Below are 21,543 nucleotides of genomic sequence, written 5' to 3'. Positions count from 1 at the left end.
TTATTATAGGAAAGTTTGGAAGCGTATTCATCCAATTAATTTTACATGTAATGGAACTATCTTTACTTCTTGCGAAAGTGCTCAAAAAATAAAAAATACTTGCATACAAGTTAAATCCAAGGGGGATAACCCTTTAATTTGTTCCTTATGATGAAAGCGTTTTCTATCTATAATCTTGTTCAGAAGGAGGTGGCAGCCGAGCTTAGCAGAGAGGGTCAGACACAATAACAATCTACTTCATAGAGAATCAACGCGCTGAGATGATTCAAGTTAAGTCGTAGGTACAATGTTGTGACAAGCCATAACAAAATCCCAGGAGGTAGATTATGTTTAAGTTGAAAAAGAAAGTTATGACAGCAGTACTGGCAGCATCCATGAGTATCGGTTTATTCGCGGCAACGGCAAATGCGGCAACAGACTACTGGCAGAACTGGACGGACGGCGGCGGAACGGTGAACGCGGTTAACGGCTCCGGCGGCAACTACAGCGTGAATTGGTCGAATACCGGCAACTTCGTTGTAGGTAAAGGCTGGACTACCGGCTCTGCTTCCCGTGTTATTAACTACAATGCAGGCGTATGGGCGCCTAATGGCAACGGTTATCTGACTCTCTACGGATGGACTAGAAATTCCCTGATCGAATATTACGTGGTAGACAGCTGGGGTACATACCGGCCTACCGGTACTTATAAAGGGACTGTGAGCAGCGACGGCGGCACTTACGATATCTATACCGCTCAACGCGTCAACGCGCCATCCATTGATGGAACGGCTACCTTCACGCAATACTGGAGCGTCCGCCAATCGAAGAGAGCAACCGGCAGCAACGTTGCCATTACCTTCGCTAACCACGTTAACGCTTGGAAAAGCAAAGGCATGAACCTGGGCAGCAGCTGGTCCTACCAGGTCCTCGCGACGGAAGGCTATCAAAGCAGCGGCAGCTCGAACGTAACGGTGTGGTAAGCTAATAAGTTACTAAGAGAGCCTGAATGCTTCTTACCATAGGAAAAAAAGAGCCAAGGCCGGCCGGTCTCCCTGACGGCGGCCTTCTCTATTTCGAATGCTCAAAGGAGATCAACCGATGAGAAAGCTTATTGTCTGCTCTCTATTAACAGCACTAGTCATGGTCAGCGCTTGCACGGAGGAGCCGCAGCCGGACAAAAATGCGCAGAATCAGCCTGCTCAAGCGGAGGCCGTGGTTCAGTCTTCCGCCAAGCCGGAGAATAACAAGGATGATAGCTTTGTGCTGGTGAAGGGCGGAGCCTTCGCCAATAAGAAGTCGAGCTATTACGGGAAAGACACGAAGCTCCCGGACTTCTATATCGGCAAATACGAGGTCACGCAGGAAGAGTGGGTTAACGTAATGGGAAGCAACCCCTCCCAGTTTAACGGCGGCAAACTGCCGGTCGAGATGGTCAGCTGGTACGACGTCATTGAATATTGCAATGCGAGAAGCGTGAAGGAAGGACTCAAACCTTATTACAGCGTGGACAAGAACACGAAGGACCCGAATAACAAAAGCGAGCATGACCAGCTCAAATGGACGGTTACGATTAACGAAGGCGCTAACGGGTACCGGTTGCCGACGGAGGCAGAATGGGAATATGCCGCAAGCGGAGGGCAGAAGAGCGAAAGCTTCACCTACAGCGGAAGCAATAACGTGAACGAAGTCGCTTGGTATTGGAGAAACGCCGGAGACAAGTATCTAGAAGGAGACTGGACCTGGCCTGCGATAGAGAACAACCACGATGCGACCAAAACGATCGGCATTAAGAAGCCTAATGAATTAGGCTTATACGATATGACGGGGAATGTACGGGAATGGTGCTGGGACTGGTACGTGGGGCAGGATGTACCGCAAGGCGCTATGCGGGTCGTCAAGGGCGGCGGCTGGATAGGCGATATCGGCAGCGCCGTGTCGGCCTTCCGGGGCAAGTTCGAGCCTAACGGCTTTGGGCCGGATCAAGGCTTCCGATTGGTTCGCGGGGAATAGATGGTGTGTAGACATACCGTCAACACGAATAAAAGCACATTGCATCAGAAGCGCTGTTCGAGTAGAACAAGCGGCTGATGTGGTGTGCTTTATTATTTGATACACTATAAAGGAGCGTTAAAAGGAGATGGTTCTTCCACGCGGTTGCTTCCAAGAAAAGATCTATTTAATCGCTGTCAGCGAAGTTTGAAATCGGGAGGATAACTAATGACGGAGACTACCTTTGCTTATACCCTTTACATTGCCACGACACCGGAAAAGCTATGGGAAGCTTTGACGAGCAGCGCATATACGACGAGATATTTTTTTGGCAGCCGCATTCAGTCCGACTGGAAGGAAGGCTCGAGCATTACTTACTCAAGGAACGAAGAGGTAACGGATTACGGGATTATCCTGAAATGCGAGCCGTATCGGCTGCTTTCTTTTACCTGGACCTATGCAGCTGACAAAACGGTTCGTGATGAACCGCAGAAGGTAACCTTCGAATTAACGCCGCTGGATTCTACAGTAAAGCTAAAGCTTAAACACGAAGGTCTTGCCCCGTCAGACATTGTTGAGAAGGAAGATACTTTTGAAGGGATCAACAATGGCTGGCCGGCCATTCTGAGTAATTTAAAAAGCCTGCTGGAGACGGGAACAACGCTGCGCGCCGTTACGATATAGCCGAGTATATCTACTCAAACACAAATTAGAATTTATTTTGCGGGAACGATGGTGACTATGAAGGTTCAGTTAGACAATTACACGATAGACGTTAACGTCCTCTATGGCGTGAGGAAGAAGCTGTATCTCCAGATGGATTCGATGGGGCATATTACGATTAAGGCTCCTAACGATACAAGCGACGAAGTGATTGAGCGGGCTGTGAAGCAGCATGAAAAAGAAATCGTGAGCCGGCTGCAGGCCATTGCGAGAGCGCAAGCTATAACGCCAAAGACAAAGGAATATGAGGACGAAGGGAAGTTCCTTCACCTCGGCAAGTATTATTCTCTCCATGAATTGATCGAGACGGAGGGTTTATCGGAAGAGGAGCTGCGGCTGAATCTCCGGAGGTTCTATTTTGCCAGCTGCAAGAAGGTTATAGCGGAACGGATCAAGCCTTATCAGGAGAAGCTGAAGGTCAGACCTAAGTCGATTGACATTGTCGAATCGGCGACCAAATGGGGGAGCTGCAGCTCCAGCAAAAAGCTGACCTTTAACTACCGCCTCGCGATGGCTCCGGTTGAAGTGATTGATTACGTCATTATCCATGAGCTCTGCCATCTTACGCATATGAACCATGACCGTTCCTTCTGGCGTCTGCTCGGAAGCATCATGCCCGACTACAAGGACAAGGAAGCGTATCTGGCCCGTTACGGGCAGGTGATGACGCTGTAATTGGCAGGTTTTATCCATAGACATGAAATCGGCTATGCGTCAGTATAATATTGGAGCGATCTGTTTAAAAAAGAGAGAGAGGAATCTCTCTCTTTTTTATGTCGAATTTAGCAGAAATGATGATCCTTTAGTGCTATATTAAATCTATTGACAGCATTTGATAGAAACTGAATAGCAAGGAGGTTCGAAGCCTTTGAATCCTACGCGTTTATCCTGCGACTGGTCCTACAGCGAGATTGTCAATTACGGCATCCAGCAAAATCATGTGCCGGTCGTAAGAAGTATAGAAATACATAATCATACCGAAGAAGATCTTACTAACTTTACGGTGCGGATTACGGCGGAGCCGGAGTTTGCTTACGAGTGGAGCAAAAGCTACAGCCTGCTGCCTGCCGGCCAATCGCTGAATCTCGGAACGGTCAACCTGCAGATGTCGGCGTCTTATCTGGCTAATTTGTCCGAACGGCTCACCGGGACGCTTACTTTGCAGGTGCTTCAAGGGGATTCGGAGGTCTGCCGCGAGCGCGGGACGATAGCCGTATTAGCCTTCGACGAGTGGAGCGGGCTTGCCGTGCTGCCGGAGCTGACGGCTGCTTTTGTCATGCCGAACCATCACCATATTGCGCAGGTCGTCCGGGAAGCCGCGGATATTCTAGCCAAATGGACCGGCAGCTCCTCGTTCACCGCTTATCAGAGCAAGGATCCGAATAAGGTGCGCATGCAAGCGGCGGCAATCTACGCGGCTTTGCAGAACCGGAAAATCGCGTATAACGTAGCGCCTCCAAGCTTTGAGGTTGTTGGTCAGCGCGTACGTCTGCCGGAGACGGTCTTTACGCACCGCATGGGGAATTGCCTGGACCTGTCCCTTCTTTACACGGCCTGTCTGGAAGCGGTTGGGCTGCATCCGCTGCTCGTCTTCACGAAGGGGCATGCGTTCTCCGGCTTATGGCTGGAGGAGGAGACCTTCGCGGAAAGCGTGCAGGATGACATCTCCGTTCTCACGAAGCGGATCGCGGCGGGAATGAACCAGATCTGCGTGGTGGAGGCTACGGCTTTTGTGGAGGGCGAGACGATAAGCTTTGATCAAGCGGTTGGGTTAGCGGAAAAACATCTGCAGGATCCCGACCAGTTCGACTGCGTGCTGGATATTCGAAGAGCCCGCGCCGCGGCGGTACGCCCGCTGCCGATTCGGACGGCTACGCCGGAAGGCTGGATTGTGGAGCCGCAAGCGGCGGCACCTGGCGAGACGGATGCGGCGGCGCCTGAGCTGGTTGACGTTTTTGATAAACCGCTCGAAGTGGATGCATTGTCGCAATCTCCTCGCCAGAAGTTATGGGAACGCAGGCTGCTCGATCTGACGCTCCGGAATTCGCTTCTGAACTTCCGTTTGTCCAAGTCGAGTATTCCGGTCATTACGGCTCAGTTAGGAGATTTGGAGGACGCACTCGCTGACGGCGAGGAATTCCAGCTGCTAGCGAAGCCGAATGACTGGCAGAACAACGGCCGGAATGCGGATTTGTACCAGAGCATTAACAGCGACCACCCGCTGGCTCAGCTTCTGAGAGAGGAATTTAACCGGAAGCGTCTGCGCGTCGATCTGGATGCGGTGGAGCTGGAGAGACGGATGGTGCATCTGTACCGTTCGGCCCGAGTCTCCCTTGAGGAAAATGGGGCCAATACCCTGTATCTGGCACTTGGCCTGTTGAAATGGTATGAGACGCCGGTCAGCGAGCTGCCGCGTTACGCGCCAATCGCTTTGATTCCGGTCGATATTATCCGGAAGTCCTCGCGTCAAGGCTATGTCATCCGGGCAAGAGACGAAGAGCCGCAGATGAACATTACGCTGCTGGAAATGCTGAAGCAGGATTACGGCATCGGCATTGACGGGCTGGATCCTTTGCCTCGCGACGAGAAAGGCATTGCCCTGAAGCAGGTATTCCATGTGTTCCGGCATGCGCTGATTCAGGTGCCAAGGTGGGATGTGGAGGAGACCGCCTATCTGGGCTTGTTCTCCTTTGGTCAATTCGTCATGTGGAACGATATCCGTACGCATGCCGATAAGCTTGCCCGCAATAAAATCGTAGCCAGTCTGATGGAAGGCCGGTTGAAGTGGGAGGAGCAGCCGGAGGAGACGACTCCGCTGGATCTGGATCACCCTACCCGGTTATCCATTCCGATCAGCGCGGATTCCTCGCAGCTAACGGCGGTGCGCGCGGCGGCAGGCGGCCAAAGCTTTGTCCTGCATGGTCCTCCGGGAACCGGTAAATCCCAGACCATTACCAATATGATTGCCAATGCGCTGGCGCAAGGGAAACGGGTCTTGTTCGTCGCGGAGAAAATGGCGGCTTTGTCCGTCGTGCAGCGCCGTTTGGAGCAGATTGGGCTTGGTCCGTTTTGCCTGGAATTGCATTCGAATAAAAGCACGAAAAAATCCGTCCTGGATCAATTAGCTGCCGCTATTGAGGCGAAAAAAATTCCGGCACCCGATTCCTGGAGCAGCCAGGCGGACCGTCTGTTCCAGCTCAGGAACGAGCTGAACGGTTATGTATCGGCCCTTCACCGCAAGTATCCCTTCGGCCTGACTTTATTCGAAGCGATAGCCGGGTACGAGCAGGCGGGAGAAGCTCCGGCTGTCGTGCGTTTCGACGATGCTTCCATAGAAGCCTTAACCCCGGCAAAGCTCATCCTCTGGAAGGATCTCGCGGCACGCCTGCAAATTGCGGGAGCGGATTGCGGAGAGCCGCATCTTCATCCATTAAGAGATGCCGAGCTTACTACCTACTCGCAAGCGATCAAATCGGAAGCCGATCAGGTGCTGAAGCGATATATTCCGATGCTGGCTCAGCTGCGTGAAGCCGTGAGTCAGGCTGCGGGACGTCTGAAGCTGAATGTGAATACGGAAAGTCTCAGCTACCAGCAGCTTCAGCTTTTAATGCAGCTCTGCGAGCTGGCGAGCCGGGTTCCCGAGATGAAGCCGGCCTTCCTACAGGCTAAGGATATCGAAGAGGCTGGGGCGCAGGTGAGGGCAACGGCCGAGCAAGGCAAGCGCAGGGACCAGCTCCGGGCGAAGGTATTCGCCAGTTTCACCACGGAGGTTGCCGCGCTGGACGCAAAGTCGGTTCTAGCGGAATGGGACCGAACGGAGCTGCAATGGTTCCTGCCGAAATGGTCGGGGCAAAAGCGTATTTTTAAAAAGCTGAAGGGTCTTACGGCTAACGCCTCTTCCTTCTCTAAGGATCAGGTCAAACCCGCTCTCGTGGAATTAACTGCCTGGCAGGAAGAAGAGCAGAGGCTGAAGGCGATGAAAGCGACCGTAGTTCCATATCTCGGTCAGGCATGGGCGGATGCGGAGGATGGCAAATGGGAGGAGCTTGCTAGTGCCTGCGATTGGGTAGAAAAGCTGCAAGCAACGCTTGTTCAATGGTCCGGCAGCCGGACCGCGGCTCATTCCCCGAGACAGCAAATGGCGGATGTCCTTCTGGATGGCCGTCATGATCAGGCTCTGTTCACCCTCCTGCAAGGAATCGGAATCCTTGATCAACGGATCAAGGCGGATGAGCTAGAGCTAGGCAGACTGCTGAGCATTCCGTTCGAGAAGCTGCGGACATCGGAGACCGCAGGGGAGTGGCTGGTCTATATCGCGGACAAAGCGAAGCTATGGTCCGCCCATATCGACCGGCTGCGCGAATGGAGCACATGGCGCAGAGTGCGCACGGAAGCGGTGGAAGCCGGGTTGTCGTCTCTTATTACGCCGTATGAGGAAGGGCAGGTTTCTAATGCCCAGCTGATTGCCGCTTATGAGAGAGGGCTGTACAAATCGATTGCCAACTACATGATTGCAAGGGATCAAAGCCTGCAAGCCTTCTCGGGCAAATTATTCGAGGATACGATCGAGCGGTTCAGAGCCGCGGATCAGCAGTATTTGAGCTTAACCCAGCAGGAGATTGCGGCACGTTTATCCGCCAAAATCCCGCAAATGACGGTGGAAGCCGCGCAAAGCTCCGAGGCAGGGATTTTGCAGAGGGCCATTCGCAGCGGCGGACGGAATCTTTCGATTCGCAAGCTGTTCGAGTCCATCCCGAATCTGCTGCCAAGACTGACGCCCTGCATGCTGATGAGTCCGATTTCGGTCGCGCAGTATTTGGATCCGAATGGCGCCAAGTTTGATCTGGTTATTTTTGACGAAGCATCCCAGGTACCGACGGCCCAGGCGGTTGGAGCGCTCGCGAGAGGGCATCAAGCCGTTATCGTAGGCGATCCGAAGCAGCTGCCTCCGACAAGCTTCTTCTCGAAAAATTCGAACGAAACGGACGAGGAAGAAGCGCTGCAGGACATGGAAAGCATTCTGGATGACTGTCTGGCGCTTGGCATGCCGGAGCGGCATCTCACCTGGCATTACCGAAGCCGGCATGAGAGCCTGATTGCCTTCAGCAACGCTCATTATTACGAGAACAAGCTGATGACCTTCCCGTCTCCGGATGAGCCGGTCTCCAGCGTGACTCTTATACCGATCGAAGGCTATTATGACCGCGGACGTTCGAAGCAGAACCGGGCGGAGGGCGAAGCGGTTGTAGCGGAAATGATCCGCAGAGTGAAGGATCCGGTCTTGCGCCAGCGCAGTATTGGCGTGGTGACGTTCAGCTCCGTGCAGCAGACCTTGATCGAGGATTTGCTCGAGGAAGCGATGAAGCAGGATCAGGAGCTCGATCTGTTATTTGCGCAGCTGCCGGAGCCCGTCTTTGTGAAAAACCTGGAGAACGTGCAGGGGGATGAACGGGATGTCATTCTGTTCTCCGTTGGCTACGGTCCGGATGCTTCCGGCAAGGTCAATCTGAACTTTGGACCGCTGAACCGACAGGGCGGCTGGCGCCGTCTGAACGTTGCCGTATCCCGTGCGAGATACGAGATGCTGGTCTACTCGACGTTAATGTCTCATCATTTGAATGCAAGCCGGATCAGCGCGCAAGGGGTGCTTGGCCTCAAAGCCTTCCTGGATTACGCGGAAAAAGGCCAGCGCGCGCTTCCGGCGAGCGCGGCCTCCGAGCAAATCTCGCTGGTGTCCAATCTACACCGCAGCCTGGCTGACGAACTGAAGGCTCTTGGTTATGAAACGGAGCAGCATGTAGGCGCGTCGGGCTACCGGATTGATCTCGGGGTGCTTGATCCGGTGAATAAAGGGCAATATGTGCTTGGTATTTTGCTGGACGGACCGATGTACCGGGATGCGGAGGCCGCCCGCGACAGGGATATTTTACGCGAGCAGGTGCTGGAGCAGCTTGGCTGGAAGCTAGTCCGGGTATGGAGTCCGGAGTGGTGGGAGAACAAGGATAACGTAATTCGACAGGTGGTCGGTGCGATTGAGCAAGCCAAGGAACAAACGCTTGTGGCGGAAAGGCTTTCTTTTTCTAAACCTGTCGTGACGATTCATTCCGAGCCGGCTCCTGTGGATGCTGCAGAGGTTCCGGAAGCTTCGGAAGAACCCGCAGCGATTGAGGAGACAGGTAAGCAGGATTCGTCGCTTTCGTATATACCGTGCCAGCTTGAGCCGGTCTCGCTTGGAACAGACCTTTTCTATTCTCCCGCATCGACGGAGCTGATCCTTGGACAGATCAGGCAGGTTATCCGCGAGGAAGGGCCAATCAGCCGCAGTTTGCTGGCGAAGCGGGTGCTGCAGGCTTGGGGCATAACCCGTCTTGGAGCTAAGCTTGATCAGCGCCTCGCCGATCTGATTGTACGGCTTAAGCCTGTGGAGACGGTCTCGGACGGGGCTGTCTTCTACTGGCCGGAAGGCAGCGAGCCTTCCGGCTACGACCGGTACCGGGTTGCGACGGAAGAAGCAAGGCGGGCGGCGGAGGAGCTGCCTGCGGAGGAAGTCGCAGCCGCGGTGAAGGCAGTGCTTGCTGCGCAAATCAGTCTGCCGCAAGAGGATTTGATCAAGCAGGTTGTGAAGCAACTCGGCTACGCAAGATCAGGCAATGCTCTTGACCGGGTAATCCGGAGTGGCATACAGAAAGCCATTGAGCTCGATTACGTGCAGTCCGATGAACAGGAACGGATTGTTCTGAAATAAGGCGTAAGGAAATGACCGCATACGGCTCTCGTATGGCGGTCATTTCTTTTTTGGATGATGTACGATAGTTCTAAATAGCAAGGAATACGGGAATACGGCATCGAATTGGTGATGGTTGTAATAATCTCAAAGAATTGAGGCATCCAAGTATGGAAGAAATGTATGTCAGGGAAATTAGGGTATCTGATTACCAAGATATTTATTTGCTAAATCAAGACTTCAACTCCAATCTACGTGCATTTTCTGAAGAGAAAGTAAGAGCTAAGATTGAAATCATAATAAAGAACACGAAAGATATCATATTTGTTTATGAACAAGACGCCGAGGTAATCGGATATATTCACGGAAGTCCATATGAATTACTTTTTTCCGACTCTTTAGTAAACATTCTGGGACTTGTTGTTAAGGAAGGTTATAGGAATCAGGGGATAGGAAGCACCTTGATTGATCGCCTTGAACAGTGGGGGCAGGACAATGGATTTTCCGGGATTAAGCTATTATCCCACCCAAGTCGAATACACGCTCACAGGTTCTATGAGAGACGTGGCTATAGGTTTACAAAGGATCAAAAAAATTATATAAAAAAATTCAACGACTAAACTTATGTTCGTAAATGAACCGCCTACGTAAAGGCGGTTTTATTTTGTCGAGAAACCAACATGATCGCTTTCCAAGAAAGTACTTGAACATTTCTTTTTATTATGTCATATTGATATTATCAAAATGATAATATGAAATACCGAGGGAGGTTCAGCGCTCTTGAACTTAAACGAAAACGAAACGAATTATTCCGCCAGCAACTATCGGACTCCGGACGGTGCGCCTACGGATATTGTTATTTTTACGATAACCTCTCAAGAGAAAGAGACGGCAAAAAAAACACTCCCTAACAGGGAGCTTCAGGTATTGCTCATTCGGCGGAAAGTGTGGCCATTTGCAGGCCAGTGGGCGTTGCCGGGCGGGTTTACCCGGGAGACGGAGACGGTGGAGGAATGCGCAATCCGGGAGCTGAAGGAGGAAGCCGGTGTCGAGCGTGTGCGCATGGAGCTTCTGAAGGTGTACAGCAAGCCCGGTCGCGACCCTCGGGGCTGGATGATCAGCCATGCATTTTGCGCGCTCGTCAATGAACGTTACCTGCGAGACCGGCGGGCATCGGACGATGCGGAGGATGTGCAGCTATTCTCGCTAAGCGAAGCGCTCGAGATGGATCTGGCTTTTGACCATCACGATATTATCCGTGACGCTTACCGGCGGATACAGCAGCAGATGGTGACCGAGCCAATCGCCAAGGAGTTTTTGCCGGAGGAATTTACGATCGGAGAGCTGTATCAGATCATTCAGACGGTTGTGCCAGCGTTCGAGGAGAAGAACTTTATCCGCAAGGTGACGTCTACGCAAAGCCGCAAGGGTCTCATTGAGGAAGTCCGCCACGCGGACGGAAGTCTGAAGCAGTCTAATCAGTATTCGCAGCGTGCGGCGCAGCTGTACCGTTTTACCGGCTTTGTGCCGGAGCTTTCGATTTATAGTTAATGAATGCTTACGAAGTATGAATCATCACAAGCGGCCAGAATATGGCCATTTAGGTGACAATTCATTTTAGGAGGAGATTCTTATGAAGCAAAATCTATCGATGCTGGGATTGCTTGCGGCGATCCTGGCGGTCGCTTATTTTACATCGTCGAGTGCCATTGAGATTGCGGCTACAACTACCGGGCTGGCCGCTGTATGGCTGACCGCGAAGGAGAAGCTGTGGACTTGGCCGATTAGTCTGGTCAACGTAGCTTGCTTCTTCTATATGTTCCTAGATGTGAAGCTGTATGCGGATATGACGCTGCAGGTGTTCTTTTTCGTGCTTAGCATCTATGGCTGGGTCGTATGGATGACCAAACGCGAAGGGGCGGCCGTTCGGCCAACTCGCACCTGGACTACACGGATGGCTGCGCTGCTAATTGGGTTCCTGATTGTTTTCACAGTGGTGTGGGGCTACGTTCTTGAGCGTTATACCGATGCGTCTATTCCTTATCTAGATGCTTTTATCGCTACATTAAGCCTTGTCGCCCAATTCCTGCTCTCGTACAAAATTCTGCAAAGCTGGTACTTCTGGATTGTAGTTGACGTTCTATCGATTGGCATGTATTTCTACAAGGAGCTGTACGCGACTTCGTTCTTGTATGTTATTTTTCTCGGCATTGCGATTATGGGGCTTGTGGAGTGGAAGCGGGAATATGCGCGGAGAACTACAGCTGTACAGTCGCAGCAGGATGAGGTGAACACGTATGTCGGCTGAAAAAGTCGGGCTGACGCTGGGCAAGTTTGCCCCGTTTCACCGCGGACACCAGCATGTGGTGGAGACGGCGCTGCGTGAAGTCGACCATCTGATTGTCGTTATTTACGACAGCCCCGAGGTGACCCCGGTGCCGTTATCGGTTCGGGCACGCTGGATTCGCGAGCTGTATCCCGCCGTTGAAGTGCTGGAAGCTTGGGACGGTCCGTCGGACAGCGGGGATACGCCCGAGATCAAGCGTATACAGGAGAATTATATTTTGGGCCTTCTTGGCGGCCGGAAGGTAACTCATTTCTACTCCAGCGAATTCTACGGCGAGCATATGAGCGAAGCGCTTGGGGCGGTTAATCGTCAGGTCGATCCGCTCCGGGAGACGTTTCCCGTATCCGGGACCAAGGTTAGAGAGGCTTTGTTCGAAAATAAAAGCCTGGTAGCTCCGGTCGTTTATCGGGATCTCATCACAAATGCCGTTTTCCTCGGAGCCCCGTCTACCGGTAAAACAACGCTGGCCGCCCGGATGGCCGAAGAGCTGCAGACGGTCTGGATGCCCGAGTACGGCCGGGAATATTGGGAGGAGCATCAGATCGAGCGCCGTTTGACGCTGGAGCAGCTAGTCGAGATTGCGGAGGGGCATCTGGAGCGGGAGGAGCGCTTGCTGCCCGAGGCAAAGGATGTGCTATTCGTAGATACCAATGCGATTACGACTTACATGTTCTCGCTCTATTATCATGGCAAGGCTCATCCCAAGCTGGAGGAGATGGCGGTCCGCTGCGCCTCGCGGTATGATCTCGTCTTCCTATGCGAGGATGATATTCCGTATGACGATACGCCGGACCGCTCGGGTGAGGTGAACAGGGCTATTTTTCAGAAGCAGATTGTGGCGGATCTGATTGAGCGTAAAATTCCTTTTATCCCGCTTCGCGGCAGCTTGGAGGAGAGGGTGCGGCAGGTAAAAGCCGTTCTAGGGCGCTATGAGAAATACAGAAATCCATAGGAATGGATGGGGGTGTTGCGATGATGCGAAATCGAATTCTTGGCGGTTTGTTTGGGGTTGCGGTTGGCGATGCGCTGGGCGGAACAACCGAGTTTATGAGCGAAACGGAAATCCGGCGCAAGCATGGCTGGCTGGAGGAAATCGTTGGCGGAGGCGTCTGGGGGCTTGAGGCCGGAGAGATTACGGACGATACGGCGATGACCATCGCGGTAGCGAGAGGTATTTTGCGCAATCCGCTTGATCCGATTGAGGCGATCGGGGAGTATTTTATGGCTTGGAAGGCTACCCATCCGAAAGATATCGGGAATATCATCCGAACGGTGTTGGGTCTCTATGCCGGAAGCTGGCCGGAGGCGGCCCGAAAGGCGGGCGTGCTGCTGAACGGAAAAACGGCGGGGAACGGCACGTTGATGCGTTGTTTGCCAATTGCCCTAGCGTATAAGGATGCGGCGTTAATGGAAGAGGTAACCCGCCGCCAGTCGGAGATGACGCATGAGGATCCGTTGGCTGCGGAGGCTTGTCTCATTTATAACCGGATTGCCGCTCGACTGCTGAAAGGGGAACAGCTGGCTTCGGCTATCCGAGCCGAAACAACCGGAACCCGTTATGAACGGCTGTTAAACGGTGCAGCACCGGTATCTCCGCCGGACGGGTTTGTTGTCCACACGATGGAATGGGTTGTCCATCATCTGCTTGCGGCGGAGAGCTTCGGGGATGTGGTGCAGCGTGCGGCGAACAAAGGCGGCGACTCGGATACGATTGGCGCCATCGCAGGCGGACTTGCCGGTATCTGCTGGGGATACGACGGGATTCCGTCCAAGTATACGGAGAAAATCCTGCTGAGACAGGAACTCGCGGAGTTGGGAGACGCACTTCTCGCATTGCGAGAAAGTAAGAAGCTATAGGCGATAGGTAATTGCATGATTAGGGGCTTCCAATAGGTCATCATAGATGATCTTGGGAGCTTCTTTTCGTTTAATTAGGGCAGCTGCTTGCAGCAGGTAGTAAGGGGAAAACGCTCATCAGAATGGATATCCTCGAGTAAATTTACGCTATTCTGATGCTAGTCCACCATACGTTGGATTCCGTCCACGATTATGACTGAGTTTAAGGTCATCTGCGTGGGATTAAGCTCATTTTGCTGTACGCAGTTCAACGTAGGAACGCAAACCCGGGTAACATTGATCTATACGCTGGCGTGCATCCAACGTGGGCGGAGTTGCTGTGGAAGGCTTAACGATGTGCCACATCGTTAAGCCATCGGCTAGAGCCCGAATCCAGCCGCTTAACGATACGCGCCAGTAACGTTGTTGGCAATGACATCATTCATCGGCATATGAAGGTTATTCATCCGGATCCGCCCAATCATGCTATGTGCAATCAGGGGCCAATCGAGACCTTGAAGGCGGTTTTCCTTCGTGGCGCCCGGTTCATGCTCCAGCCAGATTTCGAATAGAATCGTTTTTTTTCAATAATTCCAAATACATCTCCGCTGCTAGATTGCGCATAAACACAGTCCTTTGCATTCTTAGCGTTAAGGTAAGAATATGAACCTAGCATGAAAATGGATTGTGTATACGACCACCCGAGCGCAAAACTCAGCGCAAAACTCATAGTTTAATAGGATAAACGCGCCAGCCTTTTTTATCATTGACATAAAATTTAATATAGCATTATAATATATCCATTATAACAAATGTTAATATGATAAAGGAGTTGTTTTCATGAGCGCAATTCGTCCCCCTGCAGTCCCTCTCGTAACGGTAGATCCTTATTTCAGTGTATGGTCCCAAGCAGACCGTCTTACGGATGACTTTACCCGCCATTGGACGGGACAACGGCATGCCATGACCGGCCTGATCCGGATTGACGGAATGATCGAGCGGTTTGCGGGGCTGGTGGAGCCTAATGCGGAGCGGTACTACACGGAACCGCAGGCGATGGAGCAAAAGAGCGTATCCGTATCACCGCTCAGCACGGTCTACGTGTTCCAATCGGCAGGAATCGAATTGACCGTCCGCTTTACGTCCCCGCTGCTTCTGAATGACCTGGACGTGCTGTCGAGACCGGCTTCTTACGTGGCGTTCGAAGTGCGCTCGACCGATGGCGAGGAGCATGACGTTCAGATCTACTTCGACGTTACCGGCGAATGGTGCGTGGACCAATCGAAGCAAGCCGTGATCAGCAAGAAGCAGGAAACTGACGGCCTGATCTCGCTGCAGATCGCTCATGAGACGCAAGAGCCCGTGAACCGTTCCGGCGACGATCATCGCATTGACTGGGGCTACTTCTATCTGAACGCGGAGAAATCCGATCAAGTGAGCGGCTACATTGCGCCTGCGCATATCCGCAAAAACTTTGTTCGAAGCGAGAAATTAGCCGAATCTCCAGCGCAGACGGAGGCCCAGGTGGTTGCCGACGTTCAACCGGTTATGGCGCTCGTCTACAATATCGGCAGCGTAGGCGCCGTAACGGAGAAACGCCTGGCCGTGCTCGCTTACGACGATGTGATCGCGATTGAATATTTCGGCGAGAAGCTGCAGGCTTATTGGAAACGAAACGGACAAAGCACGCAGGACATGATCGCGGCCGCATTCTCGGAATACGAGAGTCTGCTCGAGCGCTGCGCTGCTTTTGATAAGCAAATCATTGCCGAAGGCGAGCAATCCGGCGGAGGCCGTTATGCGGATCTGCTGGCGTTATCCTACCGTCAGGCTATCGCCGCGCATAAGCTGGTGCTTGATACGAAGGGCGAGATCCTGTTCCTGTCCAAGGAATGCTACAGCAACGGCTGCATGGCTACGGTTGACGTCAGCTACCCATCCGTTCCGATGTTCCTGCTGTACGCACCGGAGCTGGTTGAAGGGATGATTCGCCCGATTCTGAAATATGCGGAGAGCGACGCGTGGACCTTCGAATTCGCGCCGCATGATATCGGTCAGTACCCGATCGGCAACGGCCAGGTATACAGCGAGAACCAGCGCGAAGGACAAATGCCTGTCGAGGAATGCGGCAACATGCTTTGCATGGCGGCATCCGTCGCTCTTGCAGGCGGCAACCGCGACTATCTATTCAGCCATATCGATATTCTTGGCGAATGGGCGGATTACTTGACCGAATTCGGCCTCGATCCGGAGAACCAGCTGTGCACGGACGACTTTGCCGGCCACCTTGCGCGCAATGCGAACCTGTCCGTGAAGGCGGTTATGGGCGTAGCGAGCTATTCCATCCTGAAGAAGCTGCAGGGCGATGAAGAAACGGCTGGCCGTTACATGGCCAAGGCGAAGGAAATGGCCGTGCAATGGGAGCAGCTTGCGTCGGATGGCGACCATACGAAGCTGGCTTTCGGCTCGGAGGGCACGTGGAGCCTCAAGTACAATCTGATCTGGGATGTGCTGTTTGGCACGGAGCTGTTCTCCAAAGAGATGATTAACAACGAAATCAGCTGGTATAAGAAGATGAAAAACGACTACGGCACGCCGCTCGACAACCGTGCCAACTATACGAAGAACGACTGGCTTGTCTGGTCGGCCGCGCTGTCGGATAACCAGAACGATTTCGAAGAGCTGGTAAGCCCGATCTGGGATATGCTGAACGAGACCGATGACCGCGTACAGTTCTCCGACTGGACGGATACGGTTACGGCCCGCCAAATCGGCTTCCAGCACCGGACGGTCGTCGGCGGCATCTTCATGAAGGTGCTGAAGGACAAGGGCATTATGAGGGCTTTCCAAGCGGTTTCTTCCGTCAACGGAGGAAAGTAAAATTCATTAACCTGAGACGGACAGGGGCGCATGTGAAGTGCGCCCTTGTTTTTGCTCTACACGGGAAAATAGACAATTGTTTAAATAACTGCTTTGTTAACAAACCCGATCATGGTATATTTGTTATAACCAATGAATTGCGGTCCGGATAGGAGGATTATTTGTGAGTCAAGATAGAGAGCCTCTGTATATCAAAATACAGAATCATTTCAAAGATCTGATCATTTCCAGGGAGCTCGTAGAGGATGATAAAATCCCGACGGAAAAAGATCTGATGGACGAATTCGACGTCAGTCGGATTACGGTCGTGAATGCACTTGCGGAGCTAGCGAAGGACGGGTGGATTTACCGGATTCCGGGAAGAGGAAGCTTCGTCAAAGGCATCCCGGAGAAGCAAATGGCAGTCAGCCCGATCAGCGACGCCCGTGGCGGGGAGCAGGCAGGACCAAAGGTGAAGATTGGCCTCGTGTTTCCCGTGCTTGGCGACTATTTCGCCATTCGCCTGATAGCGGGGATAACGGACGGCCTTAAGGCCAAAGGATACTCGCTTGTGATTATGCTGACCAACAACTCCAAGGAGAAAGAGAAGGAAGTTATCCGGGAGATGAAGAACACCGTTGACGGGCTTATTATTTTCCCGGTCGACGCCGAGGTGTACAACGAAGAGATTATCGCGCTCAAAATGCAGAACTACCCGTTTGTCCTGATTGACCGGTACCTGCCGGGCGTGGAGACAAACGTTGTTGCTTCGGACAGCGCGCTTGCCACGATGCTGGCGGTTGATCATCTGTGGGAGCTTGGGCACCGCAATATTGCGATCTGCTCGGATTCCCCGCTGATGACCGTCTCCGTGGACGAACGGATCCAGGGCTACCAGGAAGCCATGAAACAGAAGGAAGCGTTGATTAATCCGTCGCTTATTCTGAATGACATTCATATTAACGGAGGCGGCATGAGTGCCGAGCATCCGTTCTACCGCTTCGTGAAAAATCAAATGGCAACCGCCTATATCGCGCTCAACTGCTCGCTTGGCGTCCAGATTTTATCGATTGCCAAGGAGGTTGGCCTTCGCGTTCCGGAGGATATCTCCATCGTGACGTTCGATAATCCGACGCCGCTGCTCGAGGAATTCAGCCTGCTGACGCATATCGACCAGTCGGAATACCAAATGGGGGCCGAAGCGGTGCAGCTGCTCCTTCAGGTCATCGAGAACAAAGGCAAGCAGCCTAAATTCGAGAAGAAAATCCTGAAGCCTACCCTCATTGTCCGCAAAACAACGGCAAAAGCGAAAGCCTAAGCGCCATCCCGGCAAAAGCATACGAGAAACCCGATACCCTTGCAATTTTGGGGCGTCGGGTTTTCTTTTTTTATTTGACTAATTTAATATAACAAATATAATTAATGAATAGGGTGTTTATAGCATTTGAGAAAGTCTAAAACAAGCAAGGAGGAAGATGATTATGAACGACAGGAAAGTTGTAGAAAACGCATCTTTGCATCTGCCAGTCCAAAACGCATCAACAAAGTCCTCTCTCAAAAAGTTTGCGGTCAGACACAAAGATGCATTAATCGCGACGGCCATCTTGAGTCCGATGATTCTGTGGTGGCTTGTCTTGTCGGGGTTCCCGACGCTATTTGGCTTTTTCCTTGGATTTTTCGACTGGATCGGCATAGCGGCTAATCCGAAGTTTGTCTGGTTTGACAACTACGTTCGATTTTTCCACGATCCGCTGTACTACGAAGCCTTATGGAGATCGATCTGGCTTGGGGGACTTGTCACAGCGATTACCCTGATTGCCGGCTTTGGGGCAGCTCTGCTCATGAATATGCCGCTGTTTGGCAAAGGGATCTACCGGTCCATCTGGTACATTCCGGCGGTTACGTCAACGGTTGCGACTACGCAGATTTTTAATCTCCTCCTCGATACCAACAACGGCGTTATTAATAACTTTCTGAAATCAATCGGCAAGGAACCGATCGTATGGCAATATTCCGTCTTCTGGGGCGTGTTCTGGATCGTCGTTTACTCCGTATGGAAGGGCGTGGGCGGCGCGGCGCTGATCTGGCTCGCAGGCCTGCAGTCCGTTGACGTTTCCTTGTACGAAGCGGCGGAAATCGACGGAGCGGGACGCTGGGGCAAGCTGTGGAACGTAACGCTGCCAGGCTTGAAGCCGATTGCGACCTACATTGTCATTACGAGCTTGATCGGCGCGATTCAGATCTATGAGCAGGTGCTGTTCATGACGGGCGGCGGTCCTTACGGAAAAACGGAAGTGCTGGTATTCCGAATTTACCGCGATGCGTTCTGGGACTTCAACCTCGGCATGGCTGGCGCATCTTCGCTTATTATGGCCGTTATCGTCTTTATTGTCACCATTGCGTACTACCGCTGGTCGACCAATTCGGACAGAAGCACAACGATCAAGATCAAAGGAGTAAAAGGAGGTCCTAAAGCATGAAAGAAGCCTTTTCCAAAAAGCTCGCGTTCCAACTAAAGCCGGGCAATCTGTTCGCTCACCTGGTTCTGCTTGGTGTCGGACTTGTCCTGTTATACCCTTTGGTCTTTATGATTCTGGCCGGCTTCTTCACGAAAGACGAGTTCACAAGCTCCATCATCGGACTACTCCCGATTGCGAAAGCGCCAACCCTTCATAACTTTACGGTCCTGTTTTACGGCTCCACCGATGCAGGCATACAGAAATATTTCATTAATTCCGGTTACCGCACGATTTACAACACCTTCTGGGCGCTTCTGACTTCTTTGCTGGCCGGTTATGTGTTCGCAAGGCTGCGTTTCAAAGGGAAAGACCAGCTGTTCCTCGTTCTGCTCGGTACGCAAATGATTCCGGGAACCATTGCCCTCATTCCGACCTACTTGGAATTCGCGCGCTTTCCGTTTGCCGGGGGCAACCACATTTTTACCGGGGGCTCCGGGATTCTCGACACGTGGTGGGTGTACTTCATCGGCGGACCAAGCTTGAATATTATGGGGGCATTCCTCGTTAAGCAGTCCATTGAAAAAATACCGTTCGAGCTCGATGAAGCGGCAAAAGTGGACGGTGCGGGCACCATGCGCATTATCTTCCAAATCATGCTGCCGCTGCAGCTCCCGATTATGGCGTTTATCGCGATTACGACAGCGCTGGCTACCTGGAATGACTTTGCCACGCCGTTCTTCTATACCTCTTCGGATAAGCTGCAGACGCTGCCTGCCGCGATCACAAGGCTGTCCTCGGCTGCCGTGAGCCCGGGAGCTATTCCGAACTGGCCGCTTATCATTACGCTTGGTCTTGGCATGACGGTTCCTGCTCTGCTTATTTTCTTCTTCTTCCAGAAATACATCGTGCAGGGTCTCGCCAATACAGGTATAAAAGGTTAAGTGAAATTATTTGTTATAACATATTGAATATAACAAATAGTCATGATATATTAATCGCAAGAAGTCAGTTATCCTAATCTGGAGGGGTTCCATGTGAAAAGGACAAAGATCACATCCTTGCTTGTAACTGCACTATTAACGGTCTCATTATCAGCTTGCGGCGGTAACAATAACGGTAATAATTCGGCAGCCACCAACTCGCCGCAAAATTCGGCGACACCGACTGAATCCGCTTCTGCTTCACCGTCTCCGTCGGAAAGCACGGACACCGGGGCGGGCAATCCGGTAACGATTACGGTTCTGAACGAAGGGGCCGTTGGCATCGGCGTTGGCAAGCTGGACGATCTGTTCGCGCCGAAAGAGAAGGAATTGAAGGGCAACGGCATTGACGTTACGTATACGCCGGGCAATCCGGTAGCGGCATTCCCGCTTCATTACCAGAAAATTATCGCAGGCAAGCTGCACGAGAAAAACATCAGCGTTAAAACCGAAGACTGGGGCTGGGGCGAGCCGCTGATCCAGAAAGAAACGGCAGGCTTCCTCGCTAAAAACGTTCCGGATATTATCGTAGGCGAGACTCAAATGCCTGGCTTTGCGCAGCAAGGGCTGCTTGAGCCGTTCCCGGACGATATGGCTGCGGATATCCGAGAGAATGTATCGCCTGCGGCATGGAAGCCAATGGAATATGACGGCAAAATTTACGGTCTTGCTTCGCAGCCTGGGGTAAGCAGCCTGTATTGGAATAAGAAGCTGGTGAAAGAAGCCGGCATCGACCCGGAGAAGCCGATTACTTCCTGGCAAGAGCTGGCCGATAACGCGAAGAAAGTAACGGAAGCGGGCAAAGGCAAGTTTTATGGCGGCGGCGTTTACGCCGGTCCTAACTTCGGCGGATACCTGCGCTACGGCGCTCTGATCGGAATTAACGGCGGTTCTTATGCCGATGCGAACGGTCAGCCGACCTTCAACTCCGACGCCAACGTAGAAACGGTTAACTTGCTCCGCGAGCTTAACGCGGATCATCCGGCGGGGCTGATGGTCAACAATACGGAAGGCACGTATTTCGACGCTTGGAACAAAGGCCAGATTGCTTATCTGATCGATGGTCCTTGGCAGGTGCAGCAATGCAAAGACAACAAGCTGGAATGCGGCATGTCGCCGATTCCTCTGTCGCCTAACGGCAGCGCGGCTAACGTAACGATCGGCGCGGCTTTCCACTCGGTACCGAAAGACGCGAAGAACAAAGACGCGGCATTCGAGTACATCAAAGCGATGTACAGCAAGGAAATTCAGCAGCTCATTGCGGACTCCAACGTTCGTTCCCCGATTCTGAAGGAAATCGCTGAGGCGCCTGATTACCAGCAAAAGCATCCGGAAATGTACCTGCATTACCAAGCGATGAACGGCAATGTCCAAGGTCTTCCTACCTTTGCGAAAGACAACTCCAAGGTATGGCAAGTATGGGGCGACGCGGTGGTGAAATCGCTGATGACCAAAGGCGACGTAAAAGCCATTCTGGACGACGCCCAAAAGAAAGCCGAACAAATCACCAAACAATAAAAATCAAAAAAGAGGACTTTCTTAACGCGTCCTGTACGGCCGGGAGTGTTGATAACGTGGCTGAGCTCTAGGAGGAGAAGGTGTATGCTCTGGAGGAGCGTAAGCGTTCGCCTTTGCCTGAGGGAA

16 protein-coding genes are annotated in these 21,543 nt (G+C 52.4%); 15 read left to right on the top strand and 1 reads right to left on the bottom strand.

The window, feature by feature from the left end; genetic code table 11:
- Positions 1–326 precede the first annotated feature (326 nt).
- The 10 genes from FHT67_RS17115 (at position 327) to FHT67_RS17070 (ending at position 13,622) form a co-directional block, all read left to right on the top strand.
- The gene (locus tag FHT67_RS17115) at positions 327–962 is read left to right on the top strand and encodes a glycoside hydrolase family 11 protein (protein ID WP_132307645.1); all 636 of its coding nucleotides are present in this window, start codon (positions 327–329) and stop codon (positions 960–962) included.
- Positions 963–1,080: 118 nt separating this feature from the next.
- Positions 1,081–1,992, top strand: coding sequence for a formylglycine-generating enzyme family protein (locus tag FHT67_RS17110; protein ID WP_167200169.1), 912 nt, complete (start codon positions 1,081–1,083; stop codon positions 1,990–1,992).
- A gap of 207 nt (positions 1,993–2,199) precedes the next feature.
- Entirely contained in the window at positions 2,200–2,655 is a 456-nt protein-coding gene (locus FHT67_RS17105; protein WP_167200166.1) for an SRPBCC family protein, read from the top strand.
- A gap of 57 nt (positions 2,656–2,712) precedes the next feature.
- On the top strand, positions 2,713–3,369 hold the full coding sequence (locus FHT67_RS17100) for a M48 family metallopeptidase (RefSeq protein ID WP_167200163.1): 657 nt from the start codon (positions 2,713–2,715) through the stop codon (positions 3,367–3,369).
- A gap of 193 nt (positions 3,370–3,562) precedes the next feature.
- Positions 3,563–9,439, top strand: a complete 5,877-nt coding sequence (locus tag FHT67_RS17095) for a DUF3320 domain-containing protein (protein WP_167200123.1) — start codon at positions 3,563–3,565, stop codon at positions 9,437–9,439.
- Positions 9,440–9,588: 149 nt separating this feature from the next.
- Complete coding sequence (locus FHT67_RS17090; RefSeq protein WP_167200121.1) at positions 9,589–10,038, top strand: GNAT family N-acetyltransferase; 450 nt, start codon at positions 9,589–9,591, stop codon at positions 10,036–10,038.
- 160 nt (positions 10,039–10,198) lie between these two features.
- Positions 10,199–10,969 (top strand): NUDIX domain-containing protein, encoded by a 771-nt coding sequence (locus FHT67_RS17085; RefSeq protein ID WP_167200118.1) that lies wholly within the window; start codon positions 10,199–10,201, stop codon positions 10,967–10,969.
- An 82-nt stretch (positions 10,970–11,051) separates the two neighbouring features.
- Positions 11,052–11,726: a nicotinamide riboside transporter PnuC gene (pnuC, locus tag FHT67_RS17080; protein WP_167200116.1), complete on the top strand. Its 675-nt coding sequence runs from the start codon at positions 11,052–11,054 to the stop codon at positions 11,724–11,726.
- Positions 11,716–12,717: an AAA family ATPase gene (locus tag FHT67_RS17075; protein ID WP_167200113.1), complete on the top strand. Its 1,002-nt coding sequence runs from the start codon at positions 11,716–11,718 to the stop codon at positions 12,715–12,717. The genes pnuC and FHT67_RS17075 overlap by 11 nt, the downstream gene beginning before the upstream one ends.
- 20 nt (positions 12,718–12,737) lie before the next feature.
- Complete coding sequence (locus FHT67_RS17070) at positions 12,738–13,622, top strand: ADP-ribosylglycohydrolase family protein (protein ID WP_167200110.1); 885 nt, start codon at positions 12,738–12,740, stop codon at positions 13,620–13,622.
- 380 nt (positions 13,623–14,002) lie between these two features.
- On the opposite strand, the gene FHT67_RS30680 is transcribed toward FHT67_RS17070, so the two are convergent.
- Positions 14,003–14,086 carry a hypothetical protein gene (locus FHT67_RS30680; protein WP_481856720.1) on the bottom strand — a complete coding sequence of 28 codons (84 nt, stop codon included), beginning with the start codon at positions 14,084–14,086 and terminating at the stop codon, positions 14,003–14,005.
- A gap of 355 nt (positions 14,087–14,441) precedes the next feature.
- Here FHT67_RS30680 and FHT67_RS17060 point away from each other — a divergent pair, with 355 nt between their 5' ends.
- The 5 genes from FHT67_RS17060 (at position 14,442) to FHT67_RS17040 (ending at position 21,417) form a co-directional block, all read left to right on the top strand.
- Entirely contained in the window at positions 14,442–16,481 is a 2,040-nt protein-coding gene (locus FHT67_RS17060) for a glutaminase family protein (protein WP_167200106.1), read from the top strand.
- 163 nt (positions 16,482–16,644) lie between these two features.
- A complete protein-coding gene (locus FHT67_RS17055) occupies positions 16,645–17,778 on the top strand; it encodes a GntR family transcriptional regulator (RefSeq protein ID WP_132307623.1) in 1,134 nt (377 codons plus the stop codon).
- 163 nt (positions 17,779–17,941) lie between these two features.
- Positions 17,942–18,940, top strand: coding sequence for a carbohydrate ABC transporter permease (locus FHT67_RS17050; protein WP_167200104.1), 999 nt, complete (start codon positions 17,942–17,944; stop codon positions 18,938–18,940).
- Positions 18,937–19,860, top strand: coding sequence for a carbohydrate ABC transporter permease (locus FHT67_RS17045; RefSeq protein ID WP_132307619.1), 924 nt, complete (start codon positions 18,937–18,939; stop codon positions 19,858–19,860). Before FHT67_RS17050 ends, FHT67_RS17045 begins: the two co-directional genes overlap by 4 nt.
- A 93-nt stretch (positions 19,861–19,953) precedes the next feature.
- Positions 19,954–21,417: an extracellular solute-binding protein gene (locus FHT67_RS17040; protein WP_167200101.1), complete on the top strand. Its 1,464-nt coding sequence runs from the start codon at positions 19,954–19,956 to the stop codon at positions 21,415–21,417.
- The last annotated feature ends 126 nt before the right edge of the window (positions 21,418–21,543 follow it).

Source organism: Paenibacillus sp. BK720, assembly GCF_011761545.1.
In the GTDB taxonomy this organism is placed as follows: domain Bacteria; phylum Bacillota; class Bacilli; order Paenibacillales; family Paenibacillaceae; genus Pristimantibacillus.
Note: the sequence above shows the minus strand (reverse complement) of the source record. Positions and strands in the feature narration are given on the sequence as shown.

Excerpts from the sequence above, each read along its gene's own strand:
- FHT67_RS17100 (WP_167200163.1), top strand. The coding sequence starts at position 2,713 with ATGAAGGTTCAGTTAGACAATTACACGATAGACGTTAACGTCCTCTAT.
- pnuC (WP_167200116.1), top strand. The coding sequence starts at position 11,052 with ATGAAGCAAAATCTATCGATGCTGGGATTGCTTGCGGCGATCCTGGCG.
- FHT67_RS17045 (WP_132307619.1), top strand. The coding sequence starts at position 18,937 with ATGAAAGAAGCCTTTTCCAAAAAGCTCGCGTTCCAACTAAAGCCGGGC.
- FHT67_RS30680 (WP_481856720.1), bottom strand. The coding sequence starts at position 14,086 with ATGATTGGGCGGATCCGGATGAATAACCTTCATATGCCGATGAATGAT.
- FHT67_RS17075 (WP_167200113.1), top strand. The coding sequence starts at position 11,716 with ATGTCGGCTGAAAAAGTCGGGCTGACGCTGGGCAAGTTTGCCCCGTTT.
- FHT67_RS17090 (WP_167200121.1), top strand. The coding sequence starts at position 9,589 with ATGGAAGAAATGTATGTCAGGGAAATTAGGGTATCTGATTACCAAGAT.
- FHT67_RS17105 (WP_167200166.1), top strand. The coding sequence starts at position 2,200 with ATGACGGAGACTACCTTTGCTTATACCCTTTACATTGCCACGACACCG.
- FHT67_RS17050 (WP_167200104.1), top strand. The coding sequence starts at position 17,942 with ATGAACGACAGGAAAGTTGTAGAAAACGCATCTTTGCATCTGCCAGTC.
- FHT67_RS17115 (WP_132307645.1), top strand. The coding sequence starts at position 327 with ATGTTTAAGTTGAAAAAGAAAGTTATGACAGCAGTACTGGCAGCATCC.
- FHT67_RS17110 (WP_167200169.1), top strand. The coding sequence starts at position 1,081 with ATGAGAAAGCTTATTGTCTGCTCTCTATTAACAGCACTAGTCATGGTC.
- FHT67_RS17060 (WP_167200106.1), top strand. The coding sequence starts at position 14,442 with ATGAGCGCAATTCGTCCCCCTGCAGTCCCTCTCGTAACGGTAGATCCT.
- FHT67_RS17070 (WP_167200110.1), top strand. The coding sequence starts at position 12,738 with ATGATGCGAAATCGAATTCTTGGCGGTTTGTTTGGGGTTGCGGTTGGC.